Source organism: Anaeromusa sp. (assembly GCF_028691475.1).
Lineage (GTDB): Bacteria > Bacillota > Negativicutes > Anaeromusales > Anaeromusaceae > Anaeromusa.
Genome location: NZ_JAQUZF010000043.1, coordinates 1 through 20,939 on the forward strand (window position 1 = coordinate 1; position 20,939 = coordinate 20,939).

The 20,939-nt window shown below is 50.5% G+C and carries 12 protein-coding genes; 6 read left to right on the plus strand and 6 right to left on the minus strand.

Going from position 1 to position 20,939, the window contains the following annotated elements:
* Positions 1–500: 500 nt before the first annotated feature.
* On the minus strand, positions 501–1,268 hold the full coding sequence (locus tag PHF27_RS07470; protein WP_018704470.1) for a DeoR/GlpR family DNA-binding transcription regulator: 768 nt from the start codon (positions 1,266–1,268) through the stop codon (positions 501–503).
* 3 nt (positions 1,269–1,271) lie between these two features.
* Positions 1,272–2,882: a peptide chain release factor 3 gene (locus tag PHF27_RS07475; protein ID WP_300067915.1), complete on the minus strand. Its 1,611-nt coding sequence runs from the start codon at positions 2,880–2,882 to the stop codon at positions 1,272–1,274.
* Positions 2,883–3,181: 299 nt separating this feature from the next.
* Here PHF27_RS07475 and PHF27_RS07480 point away from each other — a divergent pair, with 299 nt between their 5' ends.
* The gene (locus PHF27_RS07480; RefSeq protein ID WP_300067917.1) at positions 3,182–5,281 is read left to right on the plus strand and encodes a diguanylate cyclase; all 2,100 of its coding nucleotides are present in this window, start codon (positions 3,182–3,184) and stop codon (positions 5,279–5,281) included.
* A gap of 329 nt (positions 5,282–5,610) precedes the next feature.
* On the opposite strand, the gene PHF27_RS07485 is transcribed toward PHF27_RS07480, so the two are convergent.
* Positions 5,611–6,717, minus strand: a complete 1,107-nt coding sequence (locus PHF27_RS07485; protein WP_300067920.1) for a diguanylate cyclase — start codon at positions 6,715–6,717, stop codon at positions 5,611–5,613.
* Positions 6,718–6,937: 220 nt separating this feature from the next.
* Here PHF27_RS07485 and PHF27_RS07490 point away from each other — a divergent pair, with 220 nt between their 5' ends.
* Both PHF27_RS07490 and PHF27_RS07495 read left to right on the plus strand, forming a co-directional pair.
* Positions 6,938–7,651 (plus strand): family 16 glycosylhydrolase, encoded by a 714-nt coding sequence (locus PHF27_RS07490; protein ID WP_300067923.1) that lies wholly within the window; start codon positions 6,938–6,940, stop codon positions 7,649–7,651.
* 10 nt (positions 7,652–7,661) lie between these two features.
* On the plus strand, positions 7,662–9,563 hold the full coding sequence (locus PHF27_RS07495; RefSeq protein ID WP_300067926.1) for a polysaccharide deacetylase family protein: 1,902 nt from the start codon (positions 7,662–7,664) through the stop codon (positions 9,561–9,563).
* 314 nt (positions 9,564–9,877) lie between these two features.
* On the opposite strand, the gene PHF27_RS07500 is transcribed toward PHF27_RS07495, so the two are convergent.
* The 3 genes from PHF27_RS07500 to PHF27_RS07510 all read right to left on the minus strand — a co-directional run bounded on the left by PHF27_RS07500 (position 9,878) and on the right by PHF27_RS07510 (position 16,604).
* Positions 9,878–10,762 (minus strand): hypothetical protein, encoded by an 885-nt coding sequence (locus PHF27_RS07500; RefSeq protein WP_300067929.1) that lies wholly within the window; start codon positions 10,760–10,762, stop codon positions 9,878–9,880.
* A 328-nt stretch (positions 10,763–11,090) separates the two neighbouring features.
* Complete coding sequence (locus PHF27_RS07505; protein ID WP_300067932.1) at positions 11,091–13,970, minus strand: glycosyltransferase family 2 protein; 2,880 nt, start codon at positions 13,968–13,970, stop codon at positions 11,091–11,093.
* A gap of 588 nt (positions 13,971–14,558) precedes the next feature.
* Positions 14,559–16,604, minus strand: coding sequence for a response regulator (locus PHF27_RS07510; RefSeq protein WP_300067934.1), 2,046 nt, complete (start codon positions 16,602–16,604; stop codon positions 14,559–14,561).
* 255 nt (positions 16,605–16,859) lie between these two features.
* On the opposite strand from PHF27_RS07510, the gene PHF27_RS07515 reads away from it, so the two are divergent.
* Genes PHF27_RS07515 through PHF27_RS07525 form a run of 3 tightly spaced genes read left to right on the plus strand, consistent with a single transcriptional unit; the run spans position 16,860 to position 20,923 of the window.
* Positions 16,860–17,843, plus strand: a complete 984-nt coding sequence (locus tag PHF27_RS07515) for a response regulator (RefSeq protein WP_300067936.1) — start codon at positions 16,860–16,862, stop codon at positions 17,841–17,843.
* Between the two features lie 37 nt (positions 17,844–17,880).
* A complete protein-coding gene (locus PHF27_RS07520; RefSeq protein ID WP_300067939.1) occupies positions 17,881–19,068 on the plus strand; it encodes an HDOD domain-containing protein in 1,188 nt (395 codons plus the stop codon).
* Between the two features lie 13 nt (positions 19,069–19,081).
* Positions 19,082–20,923: a response regulator gene (locus PHF27_RS07525; protein ID WP_300067942.1), complete on the plus strand. Its 1,842-nt coding sequence runs from the start codon at positions 19,082–19,084 to the stop codon at positions 20,921–20,923.
* The last annotated feature ends 16 nt before the right edge of the window (positions 20,924–20,939 follow it).

Genomic DNA, 20,939 nt, shown 5'->3' on the forward strand with positions numbered 1-20,939 from the left:
GCCTCGGTTATCGAACTCCAGACGACCTTTTCGAAGACTTTCTTGACTCTATTTATGCTGCTTAATTTAAACTACTGTTCTACTTTACCAAAGTGTTCAACTTGCACTTGCAATTTGCGAAAGAAATTAATAAACAAGGGAAAAGCAACATGTTATGTAGTGTTTGAAGAGAGAAAAAGAAGAAGCCAATGACTGGAGAGATCATTAGCTTGTGCATCTAAAATGTGAGGATATAATAACATAACGTTTAAATTGAAAATAATGATATAGAAATACGTAAGAAAAGTCAAGAGAACGAAAGGAATCTTTTGTATACAAGAGAAAAGTTTGCTTTGCAGAGAAAAAAGAAGCGTCTGTACGGGACGAAAAGACGCGGCTCGAGGAGATGCACAATCGTTGCTAATAACGAATGCGGCATAAAAATAGAAGGCAATTGACAGCCGATAATAGCTGTCAATTGCCTTCTGAACTGTCAATTTTTAGACGAAATTTATAGTTCCCTATAGAATCGTGATACCATTAAGCTGGCAGTAAGTGCGGTAGCTTTCAGGCAGCTTATCGTCAGCAATGATGGCGTCGAAAAAGGACAAGTCTGCAATATGCTGCAGCGAGACGCCGTCAAATTTGCTGGAGTCGCAGACCAAGTAGCGCTTGGCGGCGATATCCAAAATCAGTCGGTTCGTTGTGACTTCTTCCGGTACGGGGTGCGTGACGCCGCGTTTGAGGTGGACCGCCGCCGCGCCGAAGAACACCTTGTCCACATTGAACTGGCGCAAAAACCGTTCGGTTTCACTGCCGCACATCTCCGTAGATTCCGGACGGACTTTGCCGCCAGGCAGAAATAACGTGGCCTGTGGCAGAGAGCTAGCCTTAACAGCAACGCCCAAAGAGAGGGTCAGTACGTTGAGGCGCTGCACCGCCGAAGGCAGGTAATCTAGGACGTACTCTACCGTACTGCCTGCGTTCAGGGCGATGGTATCGCCGTTTTCGATGAGAGCAGCCGCCTTGCGGGCGATGACTTGCTTTTCTTCGTACTGCTGCCGCCGTTTGGCTGCCAGGGTCAGCTCGGCGATTGGGTAGGTGCTGGAGGGCGTATCGATAAAAGCGCCCCCGTAGGTGAGGGTGACGCCGTGCTTTTCCGCTAGGTATTTAAGATCCCGGCGAATGGTGACGTCGTTGACGGCAAAGCGTTCCGCCAGGACGGAAACCTTGACAGAGCCGTGCTGCAGGAGCAGGTTGAGGATTTCTTTGCGTCGATTGATGTTCATGGCCTACAGCTCTGGCGGCGAAAGCAAAAAGCCGATTTTCGGATTGTTGTCTTCAGACCAGCGCAGCGCCCAGTCGCTTTGGAACAGCGCCACTTTGCGGTCTTTGGCGTCGCGTACGATCATAGCGCGGTCAATGCCTTTGAAGGTGGTTACGTCTTGACTGCCGGCATCGAGCCAGCGGGCGTGCTCGTAAGGCAGCGGCTGCATTAAAATAGTACAGCCGTATTCGTTTTTAAGGCGGTATTCCAGCACTTCAAACTGCAACTGGCCGACAGCGCCGACGACATAGCTTTCGGCTAGGGCATTGTCTTGTTGGAACAGCTGTACAGCGCCCTCCTGGGTGAGCTGGGTAATGCCTTTTAAAAATTGCTTGCGTTTCATCGTGTCCTTGGGTTGGACGCGGCAAAAGCGCTCCGGCGGGAAAATCGGAAAGTCCGCAAAGGCGAAGTCGCTGCTGCGGTTGACCGAAAGGGTATCGCCAATGCCGAAAACGCCCGGGTCAAAAAGGCCGACGATGTCTCCAGGCCAGGCTTCTTCAATAATAGTTCGGTCCTGGGCCAAGAACTGCTGCGGTTGGGACAGCTTAACCGGCTTGCCGCTGCGGGAATGGTTGACCGTCATGCCACGGCCGAAATGACCGGAAACAATGCGGATAAAGGCCAGACGATCCCGGTGGGCGGGATTCATATTAGCCTGGATTTTAAAAACAAAAGCGGAGAACTCTTCTTCCGTGGGCTGCACTAATCCGTCTGACGAGCGTCGCGGCGCCGGTTCCGGAGCTAGGCGCAGGAATTCTTCCAGAAACGGCTGTACGCCGAAATTGCTCATGGCGCTGCCAAAAAAGATGGGAGTTAGTTCGCCTTTTTGGACGCGTTCCATATCGAAGGCTTCGCCGGCGGTGTCTAAAAGTTCAATTTCCTCGCAAAGCGTGCGATGCGTTTCTTCGCCAATGACTTCGGTAAAAGCCGGGTCGTCAACACTGCCCTTGCTGGACGGCAGCGCCCATTGACCATGAGTGCCGTCTTCCTGGAATAGCTCAATCTGTCCTTCCCGACGGTTGTAGACGCCTTTGTAGTCGCCTTCAATGCCGATAGGCCAGTTCATGGGATAGCTTTGGATGCCCAGCACCTTTTCGATTTCTTCCATTAAATCAATAGGATGCTTGCCATGGCGGTCCAACTTGTTGACAAAGGTAAAAATCGGAATGCCCCGTTGGCGACAGACTTTGAAGAGCTTGATGGTCTGAGGTTCGACGCCTTTAGCCACGTCAATGAGCATGACGGCGCTGTCTACGGCCATCAGCGTACGGTAGGTGTCCTCGCTGAAGTCTTGGTGACCAGGGGTGTCGAGGATATTGATACGGTAACCGTCATAGTCAAACTGCATAACGCTGGATGTGACGGAAATACCACGCTGTTTTTCAATTTCCATCCAGTCCGATACGGCGTGGCGCTGCGCCTTGCGAGACTTGACGGAGCCTGCCAAATGAATAGCGCCTCCGTATAAGAGCAATTTTTCCGTTAAGGTTGTTTTGCCGGCGTCCGGGTGAGAGATAATGGCGAAAGTCCGTCGCCGCTTGCTCTCAGCCGCAAGGGCGCTTAATGCTTGTGTCATGATGTACCTCCATGTATCTAAATCAGCAACTACTTGCTATTTGTCGGTCCCTCCATTTTAGCATGAAAACCAATTCATACCAAGAGGGGTGCGAGGGAAGACGGGATTGAACAAGAGAACCGGAGTCATGAGAGGGTACGAATGAGGGTTACGGGGTATGAGTTTTGACAAGAGTAGAGGGAGGGTACGCAAAGAGTATTTTCGTAATATTCTTTACGAAAAAGGAGTTTGGGTAATGATGAGAGAAATAGAAACTTATAAAATTCGTTAAGAAGGTGGTTGCTATTATAGGAGGTTCTTTGCAAAGAAGACTGCTAATCTGTATTTTATTAGTGAACGTGAGCTTGATTTCTACTTCCGCCTTTATGCTTGTGGATGTCATAGAGAAGAAGGAAAAAGCAAAAGAAATTGCGACTATTAACGAGTGCAGTATGTTTTTGTTTTCTACGCTAGAAGCGCTTGCTTTTGAACGTGGACGAACTAATGTTGTGCTAACGTCAAAAACGCCGCTTAGCGAAGCAAATCGTATTTTCATTACCGAGCGAAGAAGGCAGGTTGATACTTCTTTGAGTGATGGAATTAATCGACTTGCTTCGCTTAACCCCGAAGAAGCGGAAAACTTAAAAAAACAGCATAATCAATTGAAGCAATTACGGTCGAATGCAGATGTGCAAGCTTCGCTAAATTTAGCGGATCGAGACATTTCGTTTCGGACTACCTGGTTTAATGAGTCGACTTTGATCATTTTTCACATAAAACAAGTCATTGAAGAAATGGAAAAACCAACAAGTGAGCTCGGTTTTTTCGACTTTTATCACCATTTTCAGCTTGATTGTGTTGAGTTTCGTCTTTTTAGCGGTTCTAGTGCGAGCACACTAACTTCCGTGGTCAATCAAGGCAAGAAGTTATCTCCAGGTGAATATGAGAACTTTATTGAATATCGTTCAAAAGCCGATTACATTTGGAGTGGTATTGAAAAAAGTGTCTTTGACATCAATCGTGCGGAACTGACCGAAAAGAAAGACAGAGTGTACAATGATTATTATAAAACCTATAGACCTTTTCAAAAGGAAGTATTGCAAAAAGCAATGAATGGGAGCGCAACAAGCTCTGATGCAGCCCGTTTGGCTGATTTATCGGTAAAAGCCTTTGATTCTATTTTTGAATTAATCCGCGAAGTGAACCGCGAAACGGTTCGATCTGTTGACGCTTTAGAAAGTAGAGCGGAAGAACAACTAGAGCGGGCGATGCTGCAATTTTTCCTGGCAGTGGGATTTGCTCTTTTTACGTTGGTATATTTCCGAGTGCGTTTATTTGCCCCCTTAGAACGAATTATCGGGGCGTTAAAAAGCATTGTAGATGGCAGACCGGTTATTCCGTTAGAAGAAGAGTTGAAACGGAAAGATGAAATCGGCTTGTTGACGCAAGGTGTGAAAATGCTGTATACAAGCCTAAAAGAAACGCAGAAGCTAAAAGCGCAGAATGAAAAACTAGCGACGCAAGACTGCTTAACTGGGCTATATAACCGACAAATGCTTGAACAAGAAGTGGTAAAATTGATTGCTCATGCGGAACGTTATGAGGAATCCTTAGCCATGATTTTATTTGATCTTGATCACTTTAAGAAAGTAAATGACACATGGGGGCACCCAATTGGAGATGAGGTTTTAATTCAAACGGCGCAAACGGTTAAGAAGGTTATCCGAAGCGCGGATCATTTTTTCCGCATTGGAGGAGAAGAATTTCTTGTTTTAATGCCTCACACTAATATTATTGAAGCCGAAAGTGCCGCAGAAAAAATCCGAGTTGCCATGGAGACTGCTAGGCATCCGATAGCCGGTCACGTTACCGCAAGTCTGGGAGTTAGCGAAAAAAAGGCAGAAGAAGATTTTTTATCTTGGTATAAACGAACCGATGAAATGCTGTATCGAGCTAAAAAATTAGGAAGAAATAGAGTTGTCTGCTATATCCCTAAGCTAGCTCCTGTTGCATCAATGAACGTGGAATGGAGAGATGAATGGAATAGCGGTGAAGCGACAATCGATAGCCAACATAAAGTTCTTGTGAATTTGGCCAGCGAGTATTTTTATTATGCCTTGCAACCGGAGACGGATCGGAAAATGATAATTTCGCTAATGGTTAATTTAGTCGGAGAAATTGTAAAGCATTTTGAAAGCGAAGAACAAATATTGGAGGAAATCGGATATCCAGATGTAAAAGAACATGAAAGAATCCATAAAACCTTACTTGCGAAAGCAGCTAAACTACAAGAAGACTATGTAGCTGAAAAAATTAGTTCCTTTGCGTTTTGTTCTTTTTTCATTGATGATATCATTACGAATCATATGATCCACGATGACCAAGAGTTTTTCTATTATACGCAAAAGAGAGCGGAATGAGCGAATCATTATAAGCAAGCAACGGTTTAAAAAAAGGAGTTGTGCTTCCTGGCGCAACTCCTTTGCATATAAAAAAAGTTAGACAAACAGCCTTGCGCTGCTTGTCTAACTCTTCATGGGTCGAGTTCGCGAATTGTTGGCGGACAATTCCGAATCGACGATGGTTAAATTGTATCGCAGGGGCGTGCAATCTGTCAACGAAAAGAATACAAAAGACAAAAAACAACAGAAAACAACGGCTGATTTTATAACAATGTATCAAAAAATAATAAAATACTAGACCTTGAGAATAAAAGTGTAACCTCAACAAAAGAGATACGATTCACCATCTACTCCTGTTCAAAATCTCGTTCTCCCTGCGTGCGACAGAGCAAAGCTTGCTTTTGTTGGAGGATGGCTTCGTCGGCAGTGCGCAGTAAGAGGCTGGGATTGGTTGTGCCGTTGGAGAAGGCCTGCCCTACCAGAACCGACAAGGCCGGTTCCGGATGCAGCTGGTTGTACAGCTCGATTTGCGCCAGTACCGCGCTGCGATACGCTTCCAAGGATGCGGCGTCGCTTTCCGGCAGAATGGCGGCCAGTTCATCATCGCCGATGCGTCCCAGGATAAAATGCTTGCCGCCGACTTGCTTGAGCACATGCGCCAGCGCCAGCAGTAAATCATTGCCAGCTTGATAGCCGAAGGCATTATTGATGCTGCGCAGGCCGTGAATGTCAAAGACAATTAAGCTGGTGGGCAAGCCCGGGGCGGTAAGGCGCAGCAGTTCTTTTTCAAAACGGCTGCGGTTCAAGAGGCCTGTGACGGAATCATGATCGGTCATGAACTGGATGTGCTCCAATGCCTGCTTACGGCTGGTGATATCAATGACTACCATCATGGCCACTCTTTTTTCCTCTACCAGGCGGTCAATGGGGGAGGTGCGAACTTCAAAGCAACGGGTGCCGCCAAAGGGAAACTGCGGCGTATATTCCGTCACCTGCGGTTCGCCGCTTTCGATGGTGTGGCGGATGACTTCCAACACCTCCTGCACTTCCCGAGGAGGGTAGAAATCGCCCAGGTTTCGCCCGATAGCCTGCTCCGCCGTAAAAATGAATAGCTTGTCCTCCGGGCCGATGATGTCCATGTAGGTGCCGTCTTCGGCAATAATGAAGCACGGGTCCGGAAGCTTGCTGGCGTACAGCCGCAGCAGCTGTTCTTGTTCTTCCTTGGCTTCGGCCAAGAGCAACGCCTGCTTTTTGCTGCGTATTAGGTAAATGGCATAGCTAAGCAGCAGCGCGCTGAACACAGTGGCTGCTATGTAATAAAGGGAACGACGCTCGGAGAAGGCTTCTTTGACAGATTGACTTTCCTGGTATGTAAAGAAGATGACGCCGGCCCAAATGCCGGACAGAACAAAGACGGTAAAGAGGGTAATGGACTGCTGTTCTTTCTTTAACAAGTCGCAAGTCTCCTTTGCCTAGATCTATCCATGTCTATCATAGCAAAAATAGAAGGTTCATAAAAGACTTTGGTGAAAATTTGCGGAATTCGCAGTCTTTGCGTGGCCGTTGTGCTGTCAAATTGGCATTTTAGAGCAGGAACCTCTTGTTTGGGCGCGAACTGTATCAAGACGATAATCCTTTTTTGCTTACCGTCTTGTGTCTGCAAAGGAGAAGGCTATGAGAAAAAGGCTCGTGTTTGCCTGTTTGGTCTTGCTGTTAGTTTGGCCGGCCAGCGTTTGGGCTGCAGCGGAATTGTCCTTTGCAGGCTATCAATGGCAGGTGAAGGACGGCTATGACTATCCAGGCAAGAATCACTGGTCTTCCCGTCAGGCCTGGGTGGATGAAGCCGGCGCTTTGCATTTGCGTTTGGAAAAGAGAGGCCTTTGGTATTGCGCCGAAGTGATCAGCCGAGAGTATTTTTCCTATGGCCGCTTTTCGTTTCAAGTCATTGGTGAACTGGATCGGCTGGATCCGCAGGTAGTGCTGGGCTTATTTTTGTACCATCCGGCCAGTTTAGAAGAGGCGGATGTGGAGGTGGCGCGCTGGGGGCGGGCGCAAAACCCTAATGGCTTGTTCGGCCTGTACCGGCAGGAGCGCCATGATGCGCAGCCCTTTCGCTTTGTTTTGCCGGAAGGAACTTACAGTACGTATCAGATCGAGTGGCTGCCGGAGCAGTTGCGCTTTGTCGGTCAATACGGGCATCGCAGTGACGAAGAAGCTGTCTTTGCCCGCTGGCAGTACCCGAAGAAGCCGGTTTTAGGAGACCTGCTTTTTGAACGGCGCCATCTGCAGGTGCGCATGAATTTGTGGCTCTATGGAGGACGGCAGCCGCAGAATGGCAAGGACGTGGAAGTAGTAATTCATGACTTTCAGTATCGGCCGTGGTCGTAAGGAGGATGCAATGAGAGAGTTTCTTAAAGTTGCGGTGTTCTGCTTGTTTGGGTGGATTCTTGGCATGAGCACGGCAGCCGCCTACGGGCAGGTAGGGCCCAGCGATCCAAGACAGCCTCGTCAAATCGACAATTCCGGTTCTTTTCGTGTGGAAGCTGCCGATTTATATGTTGCTCCTGGCGTAAATGGCCCGGCCGCCCCCAGTGCAGTGGCGCCGGTGGAAGACAGCTGGGGGCGTTATGATCAAGGTGAAGGCAGTCGTCTGGCGGTGTTAGTGACCGATGTGAAGTCGGACTGGCTGGGGTTGGCGCATGGCCTAAAGAGCGCCGGTATTCCCTTTCGGCTGACGAAGGATTACCGGGAAGCGTTGCGCCACAAGGCGATTCTGGCGTATCCTATGATTTCAGGCGGCACGGTTTCGACAGAGGCGGTGGCGGCGTTGTCCCAGCATGTGCAAAACGGCGGCGTCCTAGTGGCGGTGCAGCCGTTGGCTAATTCCATGAGAAACTTGTTTGGTTTTACGGAAGCCATTCCTTCGCGGCAGCAGAAAAGCCTGTCTTTTCAAAAAGGAGCGTTGTCTTGGGCGTTGGACGATGCCCGGGAGGCAGCTTTGACTATTAATGGCAGTGCGCCGGAAGCCGTCTTGGGAACGTACAGTTTTCTTTTCCCTACAGGTAAGGTTGTAGCAGCGTACGAAGACGGCAAGGCGGCCATTATTCGCAAGGATTACGGCGGCGGGGCGGCGTATGCAGTAGGACTGGATTTGGGGCATTGGCTTTTGACAGGCTATAACAGCCGCGCCGAAAGCAGCGCGCGAAGCTATGTGAACGACTATGAGCCATCTTTGGATATCTTGCTGCAATGGCTGAAGGAAGTATATCGGAACGCGGAAAAAAATGCCGTCTTCCTGGGTTCTGTTCCGTCCGGCAAGGCGCTTGCCGTTTTGCTTACGCATGACGTGGATTTTACCAAATCGGTAGTCAATGCTTTGGCCTATGCGGAATATGAAAAATCCATGGGCATTCGGGGGACTTACTTTATCCAAACAAAATACATCCGCGACTACTATGATGAAATCTTCTTTAACGAGGCCTATCTGCCGTATTTGCGCAAGCTGAAGGAATTAGGTATGGAAGTGGGCAGCCATACAGTCAGTCATTCCTATGTTTTTGCCGACCTGCCTTTAGGAAGCGGCGCGGAATCGTATCCTTCCTACCAGCCTTTCATCAGCGGCCGGTACGCCATTCATAACGCTACGGTTCTGGGCGAGCTGCGGGTCAGCAAATTCTTATTAGAACAAGGAACCGGCGCAGCCGTGGCTTCTTTCCGGGCGGGACATCTGCAAAATCCGCTGACGTTGCCCCAGGCGCTGGCGGCGACTGGTTATCGCTACAGTTCGAATGTGACGGCCAATACGGCTTTGACGCAGCGACCTTTCCAGTTGAACTACTCGCGGAGCAGCCAAGGTGAGGTGCCGGTATACGAATTTCCTATTGCCATTGAAGATGAACTGGACCCGCCCATGGACAAGCGCTTGGACAAGGCGCTGGCGCTGAGCGCGAAGGTCGCCCGGTACGGCGGCTTGTTGAATGTGCTGATTCATCCCAACGTGCTGGGCGAGAAGCTGGCTTTTGAGCAGGGGCTGGTGAATGCCCTTAAAGACAAGGCTTGGTTTGGTTCTTTAGGCGAATATGGCCGCTGGTGGGCGGCGCGGGATGCGGCGGAGACGGATGTATTGGTCCAGGGCCAACTGCGTCAGGTGCGGCTGCGCCTGCCTCAGGCGGTGGAAGAGCTGCCGCTGGAGGTGCCTGCTGGCTGGATGCTGCAAAGCGGACCGGGGCGTATCCAAGGCGGCCAGGTGCTGATAAGCGCTCCGGCGGGCGAAGCTGTGCTAACCTTTACTACACCTTAGCTAGAGAATAGGGACACGGAATTTTGAACAAGAGTCGCGAGAGTCGAGGGAGGGTACGCAAGAGAAGGGACGGGTTTGGAACAAGAGAATCGGCGACGGCGCTGGACGCGCTTAGGGTCGGTTGCGCCAGGGATGGCATGGCAACCGACATCCATAGAGGGCTCGAAGGAGGGTCAATTAAAAAAATCAGGCAAGAGAGCACTAGCCGAGCTCGCTTGCCTGATTTTTTGCTATACCAAAATTTATGAAACGAACTGCCGTTCCCTCACTTTACTCCCTCTACTCCTGTTAAAATATCTCTCCGTCGTTTTCAACTACAACAGCAATTGATAATCTAAGCGGTAGAGATGGGAATTGTAGTCGCCGTCATGCAGATATTCTACGCCGGCGTTGAAGCGGCCCTGGCGATAGGAGACGGTGCCTTTGTAGCTTTTGATGCTGCCGTCTTTATTGCGGGCCCAGAGGCCTTGCTCCCAGGCAAGCGCCAGTGTGCCGTTGCCGAGGGGGATATCGTATTTAGGCGTAATGCTGAGACGGTGCTCTTGCTGGGGTACCCAGTAAATGCCGGGCTGGGTAAACTTGGCGTCATGGTAGGCGTAAGAAGCGATGGTTTCAAAACGGGCGGAATGCTTTTGCGTATACGAAAGGACGTATTTTTGTTCGCGATTTTGGTCGCTATAGAACCATTGATTGGCCTCTAATGCCAGCGAAGCACCGGGACTAGTGCGCCACATATGGCTGGCGGCGACGCTGCTGCGGAAAAGATTGCGCTCGTTAGCCGGAATCGTGCCGATGCTTTCGCGGCCGACGCTGTACCAGGCGTGATGGGTGTCGCTGATACTTTGATCATACATAAGCGCGGCAGGAACAAAGCTGCGCAAATCGTTTTTCGTGTAGCCGCCCCACATGGTGAGATTGGCTTCATTTTTCAAAGGGCGCACCCATTTGAAGACCAATGTTTTTTCATCAATAGACGGACGGTATTTCTGACCCAGGCGTGTGAGATACAGAGTGTAGCTCAGAGGATTCTCCGCTTTTTCATCGGTAATCTTCATGCTGCGGGATGTTACGCCGTCGCTGTCGGTGCTGTAAGTAAAACTAGTATCAACGATTGTTTTTTTTGCATCTGTCGCCGCTTCCGCCGTTCCGTAGAAAACTAAACTGGCGGCGCAGCACAGGAAAAAAAGCGCTTTTTTCATACTCTCCTCCTCTTTTTGCAGGGCCCTGCTAATGTATTCGTATCACGCGCCAGGGGCAATTCTTTTTCCGCCTGGCTGCGTCAGAAAACCTTGAAAGAGCGCCGCTATTCCTGCGGCCTTCTTCCTTGCCAGGCGAAAAAATCTCTTGCCCTGGCGGTGCACTCATGAAATCAGCAGGACCCTTGGGTCTTGGAAAAATATATTGATTAAATACGTGCCTTGTAATCCTCATTCGAGCCCTCTGGTTCTCCGATTCTCTTGTTCAATCCATTATTTCTCTGGCTTTTCCTCTGTTACTCTGCTTACTCTGTGTTCCGTGTCTTCTGTGTTACTTTTTCCCCGCGCCCTCCTGCTCCGCAGGCTTTTCGCTTTGCTGAAAGCCTTGGCGCTTCATGTTGCCCCAGCCTGTTTGCTGGCGCAGGGTATTCAAGTAGCCTGTGACGCGCCAAAAATTGGCCAATTGCCGAAACCAGAAGTTTTCCAAAATGGCGTAGCCTAGCAAGGTAGCCATGTAGGGGCCGGGGAAATAATCATTTTCCCGGGAGACAATGACAAGAGAGAACACCGACACAAGCACTCCTAAAAGGACGCTGCTTAGCAGCAGCAGCAAAGCAAGCGGCAGGTTGAGCAAACCAAGGCAAGCGGCAGCGACAACCATGACATAGCCTTGCACTTCTAAAAACGGACCGAACATTTCAAAAAGGAAGAAATACGGTAAGGCCACCATCCCCAAACGGCCATAGCGGGGATTGAGCAGCAATTTGCGATGGAAAAACAGGATGTCGATGAGGCCCCGCTGCCAGCGGTCACGCTGGCGATGCAGGACGGACAGCGGTTCAGGAACTTCAGTCCAGCAGTTGGCGTTGAAAGCGTAAAGGATGCTGTGCGGCTTATTTTGTTCGCACATATGACGCCGCAGGCGCACGACCAGTTCCATGTCTTCGCCGACGGTGTCTTTTTTGTAGCGTTCGCTGCTGGTAAGGTAGCCTCCAATTTCAACAACGCGGTCTTTGTTGAATAGGCCGAAAGCGCCGGAAATGATCAACAAGGAGTTGATCTGCGCCCAGCCGAGACGGCCGGCCATGAAGGCCCTCAGGTATTCAATGGTCTGGAAACGTGCCAGGTGGCTGGCAGGAAGGCCGATATGGGTCAGTTCGCCGCGATCTACACTGCAGCCATTGACCGGAAAGATATTGCCGCCCACGGCGACCGGTTCTTCCGGTGCGTCCAGGATGGTAGAAGCCAGCTTAATCAGAGAGTCTTTTTCCAGCAGGCAGTCGGCATCAATGCCGCAGAAAAACTCTTTGCCAGATAAGTTGATGCCCACATTGAGGGCGTCCGCTTTGCCGCCGTTAGCCTTGTCGACTACCAGCAGCTTAGGAATGGACTTAGAAGCGTAGAGTCCGCGGATAGGCTGGGTTTTGAGGCGCTGCGGCACAAAACGATCGATTTTTTCCAATTGAAAGTGTTCAATCAATTGATTCAGGGTGTTGTCGTTAGAACCGTCATTGACTACGATTAGTTCATAATTGGGATAATGAAGGTTTAAAAGAGAGCGCGTGCTTTCAATAATGGTGCTTTCTTCTTGATAGGCCGGGGCGATAATGGTAATGCCCGGCAGTATGCGGGGACGGAAGAGCAAGCTGCGTTTTTTGGTGTTCCACGCGTCCGCCTGCTTGCGGATGGCTTGGAGGGAGAAAAATAGCAGCAGCAGTGAGGCCCCGTTGACGGCGAGGGAATAAAAAGCAATATAGTAGTTAAAGTCCAGAACAAACTGAGTTAGATGCATATAGGGCGTCCAAGAGCAGAGCTGCTCCCAGTACCGAACGATGTAGACAAGAGGAACTGATAAAAAAGCGAAAGGCAGCAGAAGGCGCAGGTAGAACACTTTTTCATGATCGACCACATGTTCGCGGCGTTTTGCTTCTTGCGGCAGCGGTGTTTCGCCGAGTTTCTCCAAAATTTCTGGCGGCAGATAAAGACGCAGCTCTTGGCGCACGTCAGGAAGCTCCGGAAGCAGACGGCGTAGATGCCTTAGCAAGATTAACTCTATTTCTTGGGAATGATTGCGCCGTAAAAGACCGATGATAGCATTGGTTTTCTTTGCTTGGATAAGACGGGTCAAGGTACGGTCCAGTACCGGGTCGGGTCCGGCGGTCAGGCGCATCAACAAATATTCCAGCCGGTTAGCTAGGACCGTTGCTAAAGCATTTTGCGTAGAAGCATCATGTTCTTTTTGAAATTCTTCAAGAATAAAATTCAATAAAAACGGTTTTTTTTGGACAATAGAAGACATGGCTGATGCAGCCTGGTCGCTGTGGCGCGGCTGTGCTAACAGAGGCAGCAGCAGCTCTAAGGTGCGCACAGTAGGAATAGAGCTCAAGGCCTGAATGGTGATGTTGCGTATGACTGGATCCGGATTTTCCAGAAATAGCGGGGTTTTCAGCTCATGGCAGTAAAAAATGCCCAAGTTGCGCGTAGCGCGGTAGGCAATGTCTTTGACAGGAGAAGCAATGCACTGGAGCAGATATTTCTTCAAGGCAGCCGAAGGATAGATGGCGGCAAAATCCACTAGCAGGCTCTGAATTTCCATTTCCGTCCGCTTTGTCAGCTGCGGTACGTAATCGTGAAAGGCCTTGCCGAAAGAAGCTAGACGCATGTTGACGCGAGTTCGGTACCATTGCGGCGCTCCGGGCAGTGTTTCTACCATAAGCGGGATGGCCTTGACGTCTTCAAGGCGGGCTAAAGCCGCGCATAGGTATAGTTTGGTTTGTAGGTCCTGCTCTTTTGGTAAGGCTTCTTCTAAGGCGTGGTTGGTATTGGAACAGGGCAGCGCGGCTAAGAGGAGGGCGGCTTTGCGGCGGCGTGCCGCGAAGGAGGACCGTAATTGTTGGTGGTAGCGGCGTTCAACATTTGTTTCTCGCAGGGCTTTGACGAATCGATTGCGAGGATCTTTGTGCAGCTGGTGCAGCTGTGTTAGATCTTGCAGCAGGTCAAAGGCTCTGCGTTTGGCCTTGTGAATCCAAGGAAGCAAGGTTTCGTCGTCGTAATAAGCAAAGCCCTGCAGCAGGTTGCGGTTTAAGGTCAGCTGCTGCTTTTTGCGGCGGTGCAGGCGGTACTTTTGGTAGGCGATAAGCGCCAAACCATAGCCGATGAATAAGAGCAAACCGGCGCAAAGCCAATATAATTCTTCTAGAGTGACCAGCATCGTGTCACCTCCTCTTTGGGCAGGGGCTGCCTAGTTATGAACCTCTCGCACCAAAGCGGATCTTTTTCCGTCAGGCGTTGTCAGAAAGCCTCGGCATAGCTCCACTATGCCTGCATTTTCTTTCGCGCCTGGCGAAAAAATCTTTCTCTTTGGTGGAGCGTTCACTAACTGTCAGCCCCTGTGGAATTTTAAAACGATATACGTAAAAGTTTTCCCTGGCGGTGCACTCATTAAATCAGCAGGCCCCTTGGATTGAGAATGTTAATAAAATATCAGTCCCTGTGGAATTTGTTACGAAAATTTGGTTACGAACGGAGAGATTGCCGCGCTGGCGCTCGCAATGACCCGCAAGCCAGCTTAGTTCTGTCATTGCGAGGAGCGCAGCGACGCGGCAATCTCTTCGCCAATATTCTCTCTGTTTCTTATGGCTTTTCTTAAATCTCTTATAAACCCATCGTACCCTCACTCTACTCACTCTACTCATGTTTAAAAATATCGTACTCCGCAACCCTCATTCGAGCCCTCTGGTTCTCCGATTCTCCTGTTCAATTTTTTTCTCTCTGTTCCTCTGCGTTTCGTTCTCTTCTTTTAGAACTGTAAGGCTCTTTTTTGCCGGAACTTCAGCAGTACCAGACCGATGAGCTCCGGCAGAATATAAGGCTTTTGCAGGTAATGCTCTACGTCTAAGGCTAAGGCGCGCTGAATGCCTTCATGGTCTTTAAGGTGGGACAGGAAGAAAAACGGGATAGCTTGAGAGGAGGAATTTTGGCGCAGCCGTTCTCGCAGGGCGAAGCCGTCGACTTTGGGCAAAAGCACCTCGGAGATGATCAGCTCCGGCTGGTGCTTTTCCACTGCGGCGAGGGCTTCTTCGCCATTGGCGGCAGTGAGGATGCTGAAGCCTTCCGCCTGGAGCAGGCTGCGCAGCACTTCTAGGTGTAATTCGTCGGTGTCCACCAACAAGATTTGTCCCAAAGAAACGGAAACGGGAATGCCGGTATCCGTAAAAACGCGGTTTCTTCCCTGTTGCCGGGCGGTAGCGAGATGCCCCTTGGCTGTTTGATAGAAAGCCTGCATGCAAAGTTCGGTTTCCTCGCACTGACGCAGGGTCAGATCAGACGAAGCAATGACGCCGATGGAAACGGTGGTGGCTTCGATAAAATGTGTAGACTGTTCGACCAGATAGCGCAGCTCTTCGGCGTAGGCCAAGGCGTTTTCTTTGGCGGCGCCTTCCAGATAGCAGGCAAAAACCGGTCCGTCGACTTTGAATAAATGGCTGCCGGCTTGCAAGTGCTCTTTGAGAAACAGCGCCAGGCCGCGCAGCAGTTCGTCGCCAGCCCGGCTGCCGTGTCGGAGATTGACTTGAGCCAGATTGTCCACGCCGATGAGCAGCAGCACTCCTGGCGGCCCTTGGCGCCGTGCTTGTTTGCATTGTTCTTCCAGGTATTCCAGAAACACCTTTTCATTGCTGAGCTTGGTAATGGGACATTGAAGCAGATGGCTGGCTGCATGCTGGACATGTTCTTGAATGCGCAGATTTTTTTCCAACAGCGCCAGGTTTTCCTGATGCAGACGTTGGGTTTCTTTTTCCAGAGAAAATAATACGGTGTCATAGATTTGCGGCGTGGCGGCGGTATAGGTATTGGTGAGCTGACGTACTAGGGGTTCTAATTGCAGCAGTAAATCCAGGCCGCCGTGCTGGTGCAGGATGGCGAAGAACGCATGCCAGTTTTCTTCGGACCCGGGGAAATCAGCGGCGAGCTGCGGCGAGTCTGGCTGGAGTGAGAAAGAAGTGTTTGTAAAGATACTATAAATATGCTGCTGTGAGAGCAGACCGGTAAGGCGCTGCAGCACTTGATTGAGCAGCGGTGTATAGCTGTCTTGAGGACGCAGCTGTTTGGGTTGTGTTTGCAGCAGGGAACCGCAGGGCAGGTGACGCAGCGCGTCTATGTATAGCGGCAAATCCTGGCGAATGACAGAACCGTGCTGCGGCGCGATTCGCTCTAAATCCAGCTGGGCAAATACGTCCATGGCGGCTCCCAGGATGTCGGAGGAAGGCATATAGTGCTCGTGAAAGGCTTTCATAGCTTCCAGGTAGCTGAGGCTGCTCCATTCGTCCGCAAACAACGGGGCCGTCTCCGTGAGAGCCCCGAAAAGATCGCTGGAGAAAAGCGTGCGGCTTTGCGGGTCATAGGTGGCAAAGGCGCAAGGGGAATGCAAGTACGGCGTGGGATAGAATTGCAGCACATAATCCTGTCCAAAGACCAGGCGGTGCTTCTGTTGGCTGATATTGTAGAACTCCGAGCGGACCCCGTAGCATTTGATCATAGGAATGGCGCGCCAGTGCGCCACGAGCTGGCCCTGAAAGCAGTATTGCTCCCAAAGAGGGACGCTGGCACAAAAATCAGGGTCCTGATGTTGCAGCACAATGTAGCGCAATTTCTCGATGGGAATGAGCTGGGTTACCTTATTCCAGACCTGAGGAAAGTCCAGGGGGGAGCCCGGATCGATGAGTACGGCTTCCTCTTGAGCAACGATCAAATAAGGGTTGCAGTTCAGCGGCATCTGGTTGCCGGCAGCACCCACCCAGTAAACGCCGTTGGCAAGGGCGATTGGCTGTTGACGGTCCATAGACATAAGCAGTCTCCTTTCCTCGGCGCGGCAGTGATATCTTTACTTTATTCTGGGCGCTGGAGGCTCTTCCTGCCTGTGGCTGGGAGGAAAAGGAAAAGAAAGCAAAAAAAGTAAAGTCGTGCTGGGTGACTAAAGAAGAAGCGCAGGAAATTTGTAAAATTTGTGGAAATACTTTGATTAATGTTGGTTGTTGCGGTGAAGCTGGCTTCGCAGGCTCGTAAAAGCCAAGGGGCTTTGTAAATAAGGGAGGGCGTTCGTATGTCCAAGCAAGAAAAGCTGAAAGTGCTCTTTGTAGACGATGAAGCAAATGTACTTAACGCGATTCGCCGGGCGGTGCAGGAAGAAGACTATGAGGCGCTTTTTGCTAAAAGCGGCAAAGAAGCGTTGGCGTTATTGGAAGCTGGGAATATTGCCGTGCTGGTTACGGATATGCGCATGCCGGAAATGGATGGCTTGCAGCTCTTGAAGCTGGCTAAGGAGCAATTTCCCGCTACGGTGCGCATGGTTTTGTCGGGGTACACGCAATTGAGCCAGGTTTTAGCGACGGTGAATCATGCCGATGTTTTCAGCTTTATCACGAAGCCTTGGGATGATGATTTTTCTCGCTTTATTTATCGGGCCTTAGAATACTATCAACTGAAAAAAATGGAAGCAAACATGAAAGAGACCTTGGAGTCTCGTAATAACGCTTATAAAAAAGTACTGGACCGTATGGAAGGGAAGATGAAGGAACAGGAGTTTCGCTTAGGGCGTATTCTGGCGTTGAGCGTGCAAACGGAAAAAGCGCGTCAGGCTGGTGCGGGAGAAGCGGTGCTGCAGGCGGCGGCCCGTTGGATTCAGGCCTATAGCGCCGGCCTTACGCCGGAAGGCTTTGCCTTGCAAGAAGAAGCGGAACACCTCAAAGAGTGGTTGGTAGAGTATACAGGATCAGAAGAGAGGGTTCTGGAAAATCACGAAGCGGTGGGAAACGTACGGGGCTTGCGATTTTTGCCTGCCTTGCTGATCAAAACCTTTCTAAATGAGGCGCAGACATTGTTGCAAGGGCAGGTGGCGCTGCGCCGGGAAGGCGAGAAAAAACTTGTTCTAGAAGTGTTGTTGATTACTCCATTGGCGAGTGAAAGCCAGCGGCAATTGGAAAATTTCTTTAAAGAACATCTTCGCGATAGCGAGACTTGGTTTGAAGAAGCGGAGCTGGCGGATCGACGGGTACTGAAGATAGGGCAGCCATTTTCGCTGCTTTAAGGCGCGGCCGCTGCGGCGGCGAAGGGAGGCGGACCGGTTGAAAGCATCCATTCTTTTTGTTGATGATGAAAAACCGATTTTGCGTTCGTTGCGGAGACTGTTTCAAGATGCGGAATACGAATTGTTCTTTGTGGAGAACGGCGATGCAGCGTTGCGGTTTTTGCAGCTGCAGCGGGTGGACTTGGTGATCAGCGACATGCGCATGCCTATAATGGACGGGCATCAACTATTGCGGCGCGTAAAAGAGCTGTATCCGCAAACCATGCGTCTGATTCTCAGCGGCTTTGCGGAGAAAAACCAGGTGTTTACGTCGCTGCTGGACGGTTCCGCGCAGATGTATCTGCTCAAACCGTGGAACAATGAAGAATTAGTAACCCTTGTAGACAAGGTGTTGCGGCTGCAGAGCACGTTGCGGGATAGAAAGCTGTTGGCGCAAATTGAGTTTTTGGGCCAACTGCCTGCTTTGCCGGAAACCTATGAAAAGCTATGTCGTTTCATAGAAGAAGAAGCGGACGTAAAAGAGATGGCGGTGCTGGTAGAGTCAGACCCGGTGATAGCCGGCAAATTGCTGCAAGTGGCGAACGCTGCTTTTTATGGGGCGAAGATTGGCTCGGTGCAGCAGGCTATTTCCTATTTGGGCTTGAATGTCTTGCGAGACTTGGTCTTGGCAAGCGGTCTTTTTGCCGCGCCCTCCGTAGGGCTGGCGGAACGGAAGGTATTGGACTTGTTTTGGCGTCATTCCGTACAAGTGAACCGTTTTGTGCATCGCTTATACCAAGCTGTCTATAAAAAAAATATTTTGGAAGAGTTTGCTTCCGTAGGGCTGTTGCATGACTTAGGGGTAGTAGCCTTGCTAAAAGGATTTGGCGAAACCTTTTTGCCCTGGCCGTGGTATAAAGAGCAGCTTTTGGCTGGCGGTCTAAACGCCTTGATGACGGCGGAGCGGGAAAAATTCGGCGTCGCCCATAACGAGCTGGGCGGGTATCTGTTGCATTGGTGGCAGCTTCCTTATGCGCTGGTGGAGGCGGCGCTTTATCACCATGAGCCGTTGGCCGAGCATGTTGTGCATAAGGATCTTTTGTGCCTGGTTCATATTGCCAACAGTTATTCCTGGGGTCAGTTGCTGAAAAAAGAACTTTATTGCGTAGACGAATCGGTTTGGCGTTTTGTCGGGCTCCAGCCGGAGACGGTGACCAAACTGCTGGCGGAACCAGAAACGAAGTGAGGAGGTGAAGGCCATGAACGAGCAAAATCAACCATGGAATATTTTGGTGGTTGACGATGATCGTTTTTCCCGGGCCATCTTGATAAATGCGTTAGAGAAAGACGGCTACATTTGCCGGGAAGCAAAAGACGGCGTGGAAGCGGTTGAGATGTATCAAGAGCAGCCGCCGGACCTAATTTTGATGGATGTAGAGATGCCGCGCATGGGCGGCGTGGAAGCCTGCAGGCGCATTCGGGAGCTGGAAGACTCCTTTCATGTGATGATTTTATTTATTACGGGCCATGATGAATCCAGCGATACCATTGAGCAGGCTTTTGCCGCCGGCGGCGACGATTATCTCCTTAAACCGGTAAATTTAGTCGTCATGCGTCAGCGCTTGGGCCGCCTGCTGGAACATTCCGCTTTGATGCGGCGCATTCTTTTTCAAAATGACATGTTGCTGCAAATGCGCCAGATTAGTTTCGATTTTTTGCAGGAACGCGATGTGCAGGCGACTTTGGGGCGCGTGCTGCAGCAATCGTTGCGGCTGACGGCGTCGGCGCTAGGTTCGGTGTACTTGTTGGATGAAAAAGAAAACTGCATGCGTTTGGCGGTACAAGAAGGGATGCCCATGGAACCAATTGCAGCCTGTATTTCCAGAGGGCGGCATATGGTGGGGCGCGCCTGGGAACAGGCGGAACCTTTTTTTGTTAATGACTATTCGATCTGGGAAGATCGCTTGCAAGGATCTTCTTGGAGTGATTTGTGCCACATGGCGGCGCTGCCGCTGACGCGGGGCGGCGTTGTCTTTGGCGTAATGGTGCTGGGGCGCCGCCGGGAACAAGGGGAGTTTACGGAGGCGCGCAAAAATGTTTTGGTCCAATTGGCCGATTTATTGGCGCTGGTGGTAGACGACGCCCGTATTATGGAAGCCTTGGAAGAAGAGGTGAAACGCAGAGAATGCGTCCAACGGGAAGTGGAGGAAACCAACGGTGAGCTTTCTCTGGCGCTGACCACGCTGCAGCAGGCGCAGAGCAAATTGGTGCAGCAGGAGAAATTGGCCGGCGTAGGCCAGTTGGCAGCCGGCGTGGCCCATGAGATAAACAATCCCCTGGGCTTTGTGAGCAGTAATTTTTCGATGCTGCAACGCTATGTAGAACGCTTGTGTGAGCTGATCGAGGCGTACAAAAATGCGCTGGAGCAGGCGGAAGTCGAAGAGGCGGTTCAAGAAATTGCTGCAGGCATACGGGAAAAGGAAAAAAGCGCCAAATTGGAGCTGATGTTAGAAGATTTGCCGGAACTTTTTGAAGAAACAAAGGACGGCATTGAACGTATCGGCAAAATTGTCAAAGCGTTGCGCGTGTTCTCGCGCGTGGATTCGTTGGAACAGTTCGGTGAGTATGATCTGAACAGCGGTTTGGATACGACCCTTATTGTGGCGCGTAACGAAATCAAATATGTCGCTAAGATTGAAAAAAAGCTGGCGCCGCTGCCGATGATTCAAGCGATTGGCAGTCAAATTAACCAAGTGTTGCTAAATTTCTTGGTTAATGCCGCTCAGGCGATACAATCGGAAGGAAGGGAAGGACAGGGACTCATCCGCATTCAGACGTCCCAAGAAGATGGCTGGGTACGCTGCTCCATCTACAATGACGGGCCGCCCATTCCGGAAAACATTCGTCACCGTTTGTTTGAGCCTTTCTTTACGACGAAGCCGGTGGGCAAGGGCACCGGGCTGGGCTTAAGCATTTCTTATGAGATTATCGTGCAAAAGCATCATGGGGAAATCTTTTTTACCAGTGGCGAAGGCGGTACCGAGTTTGTTTTGCGTTTGCCGATCATGCAGTCCGATGTTACTATCGCGGCGATTCTCTAGCGCTATACTGTAAATA